General features: G+C 44.9%; 4 protein-coding genes and 3 pseudogenes. 2 read left to right on the forward strand and 5 right to left on the reverse strand.

Going from position 1 to position 9944, the window contains the following annotated elements:
• Window positions 1–19: 19 nt before the first annotated feature.
• A pseudogene (locus tag HMPREF9431_RS13780) lies at window positions 20–2991 on the reverse strand (helicase-related protein); the annotation flags it as partial.
• Between the two features lie 394 nt (window positions 2992–3385).
• Between HMPREF9431_RS13780 and HMPREF9431_RS09020 the strand changes: the two are divergent.
• Together HMPREF9431_RS09020 and HMPREF9431_RS09025 are read left to right on the forward strand one after the other, a co-directional pair.
• Window positions 3386–4204 carry a DUF4595 domain-containing protein gene (locus HMPREF9431_RS09020; protein WP_004380942.1) on the forward strand — a complete coding sequence of 273 codons (819 nt, stop codon included), beginning with the start codon at window positions 3386–3388 and terminating at the stop codon, window positions 4202–4204.
• Window positions 4205–4502: 298 nt separating this feature from the next.
• Complete coding sequence (locus HMPREF9431_RS09025) at window positions 4503–4985, forward strand: HU family DNA-binding protein (RefSeq protein ID WP_040561383.1); 483 nt, start codon at window positions 4503–4505, stop codon at window positions 4983–4985.
• A gap of 112 nt (window positions 4986–5097) precedes the next feature.
• Here the strand turns inward: HMPREF9431_RS09025 and HMPREF9431_RS09030 are convergent.
• The 4 genes and pseudogenes from HMPREF9431_RS09030 to HMPREF9431_RS09045 all read right to left on the reverse strand — a co-directional run.
• Window positions 5098–5511 (reverse strand): annotated as a pseudogene (locus HMPREF9431_RS09030) (hypothetical protein); the annotation flags it as partial.
• 93 nt (window positions 5512–5604) lie between these two features.
• A complete protein-coding gene (locus tag HMPREF9431_RS09035; RefSeq protein ID WP_004380945.1) occupies window positions 5605–7692 on the reverse strand; it encodes a type IA DNA topoisomerase in 2088 nt (695 codons plus the stop codon).
• Between the two features lie 306 nt (window positions 7693–7998).
• Window positions 7999–9407 (reverse strand): annotated as a pseudogene (locus HMPREF9431_RS09040) (DUF4099 domain-containing protein).
• Window positions 9408–9486: 79 nt separating this feature from the next.
• Window positions 9487–9944 (reverse strand): IS982 family transposase (locus HMPREF9431_RS09045; protein WP_004380948.1); only part of this gene is annotated, 458 nt, incomplete at its 5' end.

The following is a 9944-nucleotide window of genomic DNA, read 5'->3' on the forward strand; positions in this document are numbered from 1 at the left end:
AGAGAACTAAGGAATAACATTAAAGATAATGTCGCCATTTCGGTTTAAAACTCTGCGAATGTTTCTCCTCTTCTGAATCCTGAACAGAAAGGTTATCATTCCCTTTCCCGACAGAATGATTGTTGCCGGACAGACCCTCTCCTTTTCTTCCGTTTCATCTTTTTCCTCATCAGGTGGAGCAAGTGTAAGTGCAATTTTTCTGTCCAGCTCCGCAGCTTCACTTTTAAGTGAGCGAAGCTCGTCCTCTTTTTTCCACGAGCTGTTTGCAATAGTAATGTAAACCTCCTTACCAGCTGCTACTTTTTCCATTTCCTTCTCATGCGACTCTATCACCTTCGGGATACGCTCCAAGGCATTAATGAAGTTTTGACAGGCAAGTTTCGGGTCTGTTGCCAACTTACCATTATTATAGGTATAGTAGATACTCTCCTGCCCTTTCACAAAGAAGCGGTTCACCGAACAGTCGAACAAGTCCTTGGAAGTACTCTCCGTCTTGACCATGATGGAAAACCCATAAATCTCACCGATTTTGTTGTACTCACCCTTGGTTCGTGCTTTCTCGTCTATTTCTTGTAAACGTGCAGCAATGACCTTGATATCGGTGCTGTTTTCCACACCTTTGATTGTCAGTTTATTTATAGGTGTACCTTCATCATCACGCTCCACACGCTTCTCAAAGAGAGCCAAGTCAGACTGTGCCTCTTTGATTTTGTCCGTATGGAAAGATACAGAACTCTCAATCTCAGCCAACTTGCCCGTTGCGGCATCACGCTCACGGAGAAAGTTCTTACGTTCTGATTCCAAGGTGGTAATCTTCTTATCCAATCTTGCTTTCTCTAAAAGGTCGGTATTACCTGAAAGCACTGCTACGTATTCGGAGAAGTTCATGCCGCTGTCCTCATCCATCGACCCCTCATCAATGGTACGACTACCAAGCGTGTTCGTCTTGAGCTGATTGATGAAAAGCTGCTTGTTATGCAGCAGGTTAAACTTGTAGCTATCCAAGGAACGTTCCACGGCATAGATAATCACATCAACTTTGTTATCCGCAAATTCCTTGGCGATAAGGTTTCCCTTGCGCACAGCTCGTCCGTTACGCTGCTCTAAATCCGAAGGTCGCCAAGGCGTGTCCAAATGATGGACCGCAACGGCACGTTGCTGGGCATTTACACCAGTACCCAACATAGAGGTAGAACCGAAGATAATGCGGATATCCCCACGGTTCATCGCATCTACCATCGCCTTCTTTGCCTTCTCATTATTGCACTCTTGAATAAAGCGTATTTCGTAGGACGGAATATGGTAGTCCTCCACCAGTTTGCGCTTGATTTCCGAATAGACATTGAAGTCTCCACCGGGCTTATAAGTACCTAAATCAGAGAAAACAAACTGCGTACCTTTCTGTGCGTCAAACTTTTGGTAATAGTCATTGAGCATCTTGGCACAATGGCTTGCCTTGTTGTCAATATGATCTGAGTAAGCATTTTCATCAATCATGCGTAAATCAAGGCTCATCTTGCGGGCGTAGTCTGTTGCAATAAGCATCTTTGCCCTTTCCTCACTCTCACTCAGAGGTGCACGTCCTAAGATTGTAGCATCGCCACTCTTGGCAAACTCCATCAGTTTGCCGATAAAAACTTCCTGCTCGGGTGTCGGTGGTATGTTATGCAGTATCTCATTCTTTTCCGGACGGTCGATACCGATGTCCTTTGCCGTACGAAAATCGCAAATCTCCGCATAGAACGCTGCCAGTTCGGGTACTTTGATAAACGTCCTGAACCGCTCTTTCTGAATGATGTCGTTCGTGATGGAGAACTCGTAGTCCGTAGACTTCTTGGCAAATACGGCAGCCCAAGCATCAAAACTGTTGATGCCTTGCTTTTCCAAAGCCTGCGGACGGAGATACTTGAAAAGCAGATACAATTCCGTCAGACTATTGGAAATGGTCGTTCCTGAAAGGAAAGTGGCTCCCAAGTCCTTGCTGGACCGCTCCTGTATGGTACGAATAGCAAAGAGCATGTTTAAGGCACGTTGTGAGCCATCGGGATTGCCCAAACCCGACACACGGTCGTGGCGTGTGTTGAACATCAGGTTCTTGAATTGGTGGCTTTCATCGACAAAAAGGTGGTCGATACCCATCATCTTGAAGTCTACAGCATCGTCCTTACGCTCTGCGATGCTGTCCTGTATGTTCTGTAACTTGGCTTCAAGCGTCTGCTTGCGTTTTTCCAGTCCTTTGAGCATGCCACGAGAGATATCTCTTCCTTGTTGCCGCAACACCTCGAGGTTCTCCTCCACGGAGTCCTGTTCCTTCTGCATAATCGCTTCCTGTATCTCCAAGGCCTGCGGTATCATGCCGAACTGTTCATGTGTAAGTATAATACAGTCCCAATCGTTGTTCTTGATGTCGTTGAAGATACGTTGGCGGTTCTGCTTATTAAAATCGTTTTTACCTGGATAGAGTACCTTAGCATTAGGATATGCCTTACGGAATGTATCGGCAATGTCGAATACATTTGCTTTCAGACCGATAATCATCGGTTTGTTTGCCAGTCCCAATCGCTTCATCTCGTAGGCTGCCGTACACATGATGAGCGTCTTGCCCGCTCCCACCTCATGGTCGCAGATGCCGCCACCGTTGGTTTTGAGCATCCACACGGCATCCTTCTGGCTCTTGTAAAGGTCGGCAATACCCAATCGTTTAAGGTCAAGGTCGGGAAACGTCTGGTGCGTACCGTCAAAGTTGGGTCGCACAAAACAGTTGAAAAGGCGGTTGTAACGGTCGGAGAGTTGCTGTTTGAAGGTATCAGGTGTGCGTCCGAGCCAATCGACAAAGCCCTGTCTGATTTCCTCAATCTTGGCATTTGCCATCTGGATGGCATGTCCGTCCCTGACTTTGATGGTCTTGGTCTCTCCCGTAACCTTATCTGTCACCTCCTTACTCTTGTTGATGTCGGGAATGGTATTGTGTATGGCGTACTTCAAGAGGTTATACTATCACAGCTTTGTATCAAGAATATGTATTAGCTTTGAACTATAGATAAAAACAAAAGCATTGCATTTCAATAAAAAATTGTATATTTGCAATCGATTAACAAAAAGTATTGTGCCTATGAACGAATAAAACTGATAGCAGACATATAAAAAAAAGCGTTAGCTTGCATTCTTGTTCTTGGAATTCGCTAAAATTAAAAGAGCCACGAGAGTAAAAGTTAATGCTCACGTCAAATGGCGTGGACTTTTACTCGTTTAAGTGGCAATGGCGTTTGGCGATACCTCAAGAACATAGGCGAAGTTATCAGTCCACGCTTTTCATTTGTCTTTCTCCAACATCTTTCTGCGGACTGAGCCTATCATATTTCATATAAATCTAAAATTAAAAATAATGGAAAAGAATTTAATAACGATGTTCTTTGCTACAATAGCCTTGAGTGCAGCGATGACGTTTTCATCATGTAGTAAAGATGGTGATGAATCACAAGGAGAAGTTTCAACATCAAGTATCAATCCTTTAAGCGTGTTTACAGGTGGACTACCTAAAGGGCTTGATGGTATACAAATTCTGACAGATGCAAAAGGACGTGTTTATGCTATGAAATCTTCAGACGAAAATGTTACTTTTGAATATAGAGAGGAATCTACACGTTCAATAGAAAAAGGTCCTGATGTAATTATGACTATAATAAGAAGTGATGAGAAACTGGTCTGCAATTTGTTTCTCAATAAGAAAGGCTTTGTGCAGTATTGTACAGAAACACAATACCATAGAGGGGATCAACCAGATGAAGACACGTGGAGTTTTACATATAACAATGACGGGCAATTAATTAAGATGGTACGATCCGAAGGATTTGAGACGACTACCATGAAATATCACGAAGGCAATATCGTTGAAACATTAGAGGTTTCGAATGAAGATAATAGTCATAAAAACCTAAGTACCATATTCTATACATCTGACAAAGTAACCACTCCTATTGTGAACAAAGGTTGTATTATGCTTTTTGATATAACGTTGGGTATTGATATGGATGAAATGGAGTATGCGTACTATGCAGGTCTGCTTGGTAAAGCTATTAAAAATCTACCTGTCAAGTGTGTGGATGACGAAGGAAATGTAGAAAACTACTCGTGGAAATTAAACTCTACTGGTTATCCTACACAGATGAAAAGTGAGCATGGAAGTTATTCTTTTATTTGGTAAGGTGTGGAAGACTTTCATCCTCTTAATAAATTAAATTTCTACAATCAGTAATCGCAACTTATCAAAATTATATGAAGAGAGAAGCGTCTTTGCAGAAAGGCTCTCTGAAGCTTATAGACTTTTAGGGAAAAGCTCCTAACCTTTTTCTAAAAAGCTTAGGAGCTTTTTTCTGTTAGTTCTTGGTTTGATAAAATTTTATTACTATCTTTGCTGTTGGTTGCCCATGACAGCCACCTTTGTGGGTCTTATGGTCTCGACTCACGCAAGGCTAACAATACAGGCCAACTTTGTGTATACTATGGCAAACAAGCCTTTACAATTTATTCTGACTGAGCGCAAGCTCAATGTGGGCAAGGCGGGTGAGAAAACCGTACAGATTGCCCAACCTACGGGACGACACCGTGTGGATTTCCGCAACTTCTGCGAACGTGTGTCTAAGTCTACTACTTTCAATCCACAGGAAGTGGCGGCAGTTCTTAATCTTGCTACTGAAACGGCTCGCGACATTGTGGCTAATGGCGACATCGTGGACTTTGGTGACCTCGGTACGCTGAAGCCATCGTTCAAGAGTAAAGCCGTTGAAGTGGGCACGCCTTTCCGTGCGCAGGTGCATATCGAAAAGCCTGTGGTGCGACTGGTTGCATCAACCAAGTATTTTACGCTGACCGATGTTGCCTATGAGCAGGTGACGAAGAAGGAGACTAAGAAGAAAGAAGAGGGCGGTATCGGGAAAAAGAAGCCAGGAACAGAGCCTGTACCAGGACCTTCTTCAGAACCGTAAAGTGCGCCTAACGGTTGTTGTGAAAGAATCACAAACCTTGTGAGTAAAAGAATTGGCTGCTCGGGCATAGTTGATTGCTGGAGCAGCCTTTTTCTTTTTAACTTCAAATGTGCGCACCCATACCCATAGAAGGGTCTAAGCATCGTCTTACCTGCAGGTTTGTGAAGGCAAGTGCACCTGATATAGCAGACACGATACGGGTATCAGTATAGAAGGAGGTCAGTACGCTTGCCTTGATGCTCTCCCAATACCGCTTGGCGGTGTTGGCATCTATGGCTTCACGATAAATCATCTGTTTGAGCTGCTGTGTCGGCTCAAAGAGATTCTGCTCTGACTTGCTCCAATAGCGTATGTCATCTGGGGCGTCCGTTCGGTTGAGTACACATTTCAGACCACCGAAGCCCTGATAGTTCCGTAAGATACTTTTCTCAGCTTCGGTGGCTTCGCGGCGTTCCTTTTCTAAGCGCAAGACCACACGGATAGCTTCCGTGTTGGCTTGCAGGACTTCTTTCTTATTGTATGCCATAGTGTTTTCTTTTAATAAAGTGGAGGAAAAAAGGTCGGCAGGTAATACTTATATCTCCCGATCTATATCTGTTCCTCTCTGTTTCTGTCGGGATTATCTCCCTTTTTGTTTTCCTTTCATGTTCTCAAACTCAAAGGAAGTGGCGTAGTCTTCGCCCAGAACAAGTCGGGCATTGAATTTCTTGCCTGCCTTGCTCGTTAATCCTTTGAGGACGGGTGTTCGTCCTATAGTTATCAAATCCCGGATATTGTCCTCGGAGAGCAATGTGCCGCAGACTTCACGGAAGATATGGAAGTCGCAGCCCTCGTTCCTGCACTTGGCAACTTTGGCATAGATGCCGACACTCTGCTGTCTGCATTTTGGGCAGCGGTAAACAGGATAGGACTTTTGTTCGGGAGTAAGTGAAAGGAGTTCCTCACAGATGGTACTTACATAAGAATTGATGCCTTGTGAGAACTTATCAGATGGCATCTTTCCTGCTTCAATAGCGGCAAGGGCAAGTTCCCAACTGCCTGTCATCTCCGCATTGGCAATCTTCTTGTCCTTGACTATTTCATAGACAGCCAGGCCTTTCTCGGTAGGTATGATGGCTTTCTTGTCCCTTCGGATATAGTCATGGAGAATAAGCGTTTCGATGATGTTGGCACGGGTGGCAGGTGTTCCAATGCCACACTCTGCCATTGCCTTGCGCTTATCGTCTTCCTTCACTTCCTTGCCAGCTTTCTCCATAGCAGAAAGCAGTGTTGCCTCTGTGTAGAGGGGTTTAGGTTTGGTCTTATGCGCGGTTATTTCAGCAGAAACAAGTGGCAAAACCTCTCCCTCCGTCAAATCAGGCAATGAAGGTAAAACTAGTTCATCGTCGTTTTCCTTTTCCTTTTTCTCTGCATCAGCAACCTGCTCTTTCTGCACGGCTTTCCATCCCAAGGAAATCTGCCTACACGCTTTCCAAGTAAAAGTACTGTTACCATCCGTAAACAGTACCTGCATACGTTCTTCTTCCGAATTCGGGGAAAAGGCTTCAACAAAGCGGTTGACCACCATTTGATAGATGGTCTCTTCATCTGCTGACAATCCTGATGGCGTTTCACCTGTTGGGATAATGGCGTGGTGGTCGGTAACCTTGGTATTGTCCACAGAATGGCGGTTAAGTGGATTTGATAGTGGCATGCCTACCTTGCGCAGCAGGACGGGGACTTCCTCGAATACATCCTCACTGATGTATCGACTGCCTGTGCGGGGATAGGTCGTGATTTTCTTCTCATAGAGGCTCTGGGCTACCGAGAGGGTCTTGTCTGCAGAAAAGCCATGGCGTCTGTTGGCTTCCTTCTGCAAGGCAGTAAGGTCGTACAAGAATGGTGGTGCGGTATGCCCCACCTGTCTTGCGACCGATTCTACTTTAAGCCAGCTCTGACTGCGAAGCAGGGCGAGAGCAGTCTGTGCCGATGCTTCACTCTCATAGTCGGTAATGCCAATGGCTTCCAGCGACACGCCCTCTTTTTCTGTAAAAACAGATAATTTCCAATAGGGTATGGAAGAAAAATCACGGTTCTCTATGTACCGACGGCAGACCATAGCAAGTGTTGGAGTTTGTACCCGTCCCAAGGAATAGCCTCCCCTGCGGGCAATGGAAAGCGCACGGCTGGCATTGATACCCACGAGCCAGTCGGCTTCGCTTCTTGCCTTGGCAGAGTGGTAGAGATTGTCATAATGGCTTCCGGCCTTGAGATTGAAAAGTCCCTCACGAATAGCCTTATCGGTGAGTGAACTTATCCAAAGTCTTTCGAAAGGTTTTTTACAATCAAGATATTGATAGATGTAGCGGAAGATGAGCTCACCTTCACGCCCTGCATCGGTAGCGACAATGATACGATCTGCCTTGTCAAAGCAGGAGCGTATCACCTTGAGTTGCTTGAGTGCTGTGGGGTCGGATATATAGTCCTTATCCTTACGTACTTGGCGGACGATAATCTGGAAAGGATTGGGACGAATGGGCAGGTCTTCAGCTTTATAGGCAGAAAAACCGTAGGTATCGGGCATGGCAAGGGCTATGAGGTGTCCCATTGCCCAAGTGACGAGGTAGCCGCTGCCTTCCATATATCCTTCTTGTTTACTCTTTGCCCCTACGATGCGGGCAATATCTCTGGCTACCGAGGGTTTCTCGGCAATAATACATATATTCATTTGTTTTTATAATATTTATTTGTAACTTTGCAAAATATTAATTAGCATTTGTTTCGGCATAATGCTGCTCTTTAATGTTCCTCTTTATCCCAACTTAATAGAGCTAACTTTGAGTGTTTCGACACTATTTGTGAATTATATTAACATAAAGGATTATATTATGATGGATACAGAGAAGACTATAACTTTTGGAATTTGGGGAGAAATGGGAGTAAGAAGTTCCGTTAAAGCCAATATTATGTCGGTAAAAATAAATGATTTCCCCCTCCCTCCAATACGGAGAGCCGCTTGTGTGGCTCTCTCGTTTTACATTTTGCGCCCACGAGACTTCTTCTGTTTGTTCTCGTCCTGCTTTTGCTTTTGGGCAGCAGTAGGCTGTGTCTGTCCCGTTTTCAGCGGTTCTTTCACGTTCTTGGTAGCTTCATTCGTCTTGCCGTGGTTGTTGACAGCTACCTGTGTTTTGTGTTCTTCGGCTACGGCAATCACCTTTTCTTTGCCGGTTTCCTGCTTCTTGTCAGGATTCCACTTGTAAAAACGTGGGCGGTTCTGTTCCTTGTCCATGCGAACGTATGCGTTGAAAGGTTGTCCCTGTTTGTCCACCATATTCTTTAGATATAGTGTACGACCGCTATCCAAAGCTTCACGCTGTTTATCTGACAGCTCCAAGCCGCAGAGCTTATGCGGGACGCCTTGCTGCTGTGTTTGTTTGTGTTCCTGTCGTTCTCTTAAACTCTTGTTGTCGCCAAAGATAAACTCAATACCCTTTCGCTCGGCATTGACCTGCAGGGTTGCATTGAATGTCTTACCACTCTTGGCAGTCATACCTTCCACTTTCACGGCTTTGCCTTCCACAAGGTCTTTATACTGAGCGTCAGAAAGGGTACACCCTTGATTTCCTTGGGAATGTTCACACGGTCAGCACGCAGGGCTATAATTTCGTTGGTCTGCGGGTCGATGGAGACGTATGCAGAGAATGGTTCGCCAGTCTTGGGTGTCACTTCGATGGTTTTACCGAGATTGCCCGTAGTGAGAAGTGCCTCCTTTCCCTCGGGAGAGAACTTGTAGCCCATATAGGGAAAATCGAGTTGCGGTTCCTTTCTCAAAGGATGAATTGCCAAACCGATATTGCCGTTATCGTCCGTGCGGAACGCAAGGCGGGCTTCAGTGTAGATGGTGGTGTCTCCAATTGGGACAGCAATCGTCAAGAGATTACTCTTTTGCCAGTTAAGCATCTTTTCCAATTCTCCACTCTGCTCCAATCTCTCACGGGTAAGTCCGAGATTATCGAGCATCTTCCAGTCCACTTTCTCGGGGTCGATGGCAGTGGTATTCTTCTTTTGCGGCAGATAATCATCAAAGGACACCCCAATCTCTGCCAGCTGCTGCTTGCTTTCGAGCTTCTCGCGGTTTTGCAGCATGGTACGCAGGTTATCCACACCTTGCTCCACGTTGTCCGCTAATACCTTGTACAGTCCGAAGCGAGTCGGGGTATTGAACTGTTTGAGGAAGTTGGTCATGAAGTTTTTGAGAAGTCCGTCCTTATTGTTGAACTTCAAGAACGCTGCTTGATTGGCAGCGACAGCCTCAGTTGTTTTAAGGTTTCCCTTGTCGTCAACACCGGATACAACGGACAATTTACCCGCTTCCTGCTCATTCTTCACTTCCGTGCGGTCTTCCAAGACCAGCACGTAATTGTCATTGCTGTTTGATTCCATTGCTTAATAATTTTAATGATGAATACTGTTATCAAGTAGCTAAGTTATAGCTATATAAATTAACGTGAGTTCGACGAATTCAGAACAATGCAAGCTGTGTGTCAATGGTCCTTTGCACATTGATGCACGGCTTTTTTGGAAACAGGCAATAGGCAGCAATTGCCCCTAATAAGTTGACGATGAAATTGTCAAAGCATCTATGTATAGAGTGTTCCACCTGCGCAATGTTCTTTAGTTCATCATTCACCGTCTCTATAATGGCTCTTTTTCTGAGTAAAAGTCTGTCTGAAACACTCATTAACGCTCCTTTCATGTTACTTTTCAATTTGGTAATAAGCTGTATTCCGTCAACGAAAAGCCTTTGAAAGAGGTTCTTGCTGATGTAGCCCTTGTCACCGAATAGCTTACCATATATAAAATCTATGAATGCTTTGTACTCCAAAGGCTTACGGTCATCAATATCTCCTGGCGTTATCATAAAGTTGAGAAGTTCTCCTTTCTCTTTGCAAATCAAATGCAACTTGAAGCCAAAGAACC

Source organism: Segatella oulorum F0390 (assembly GCF_000224615.1).
Taxonomy (GTDB): Bacteria; Bacteroidota; Bacteroidia; order Bacteroidales; family Bacteroidaceae; genus Prevotella; species Prevotella oulorum.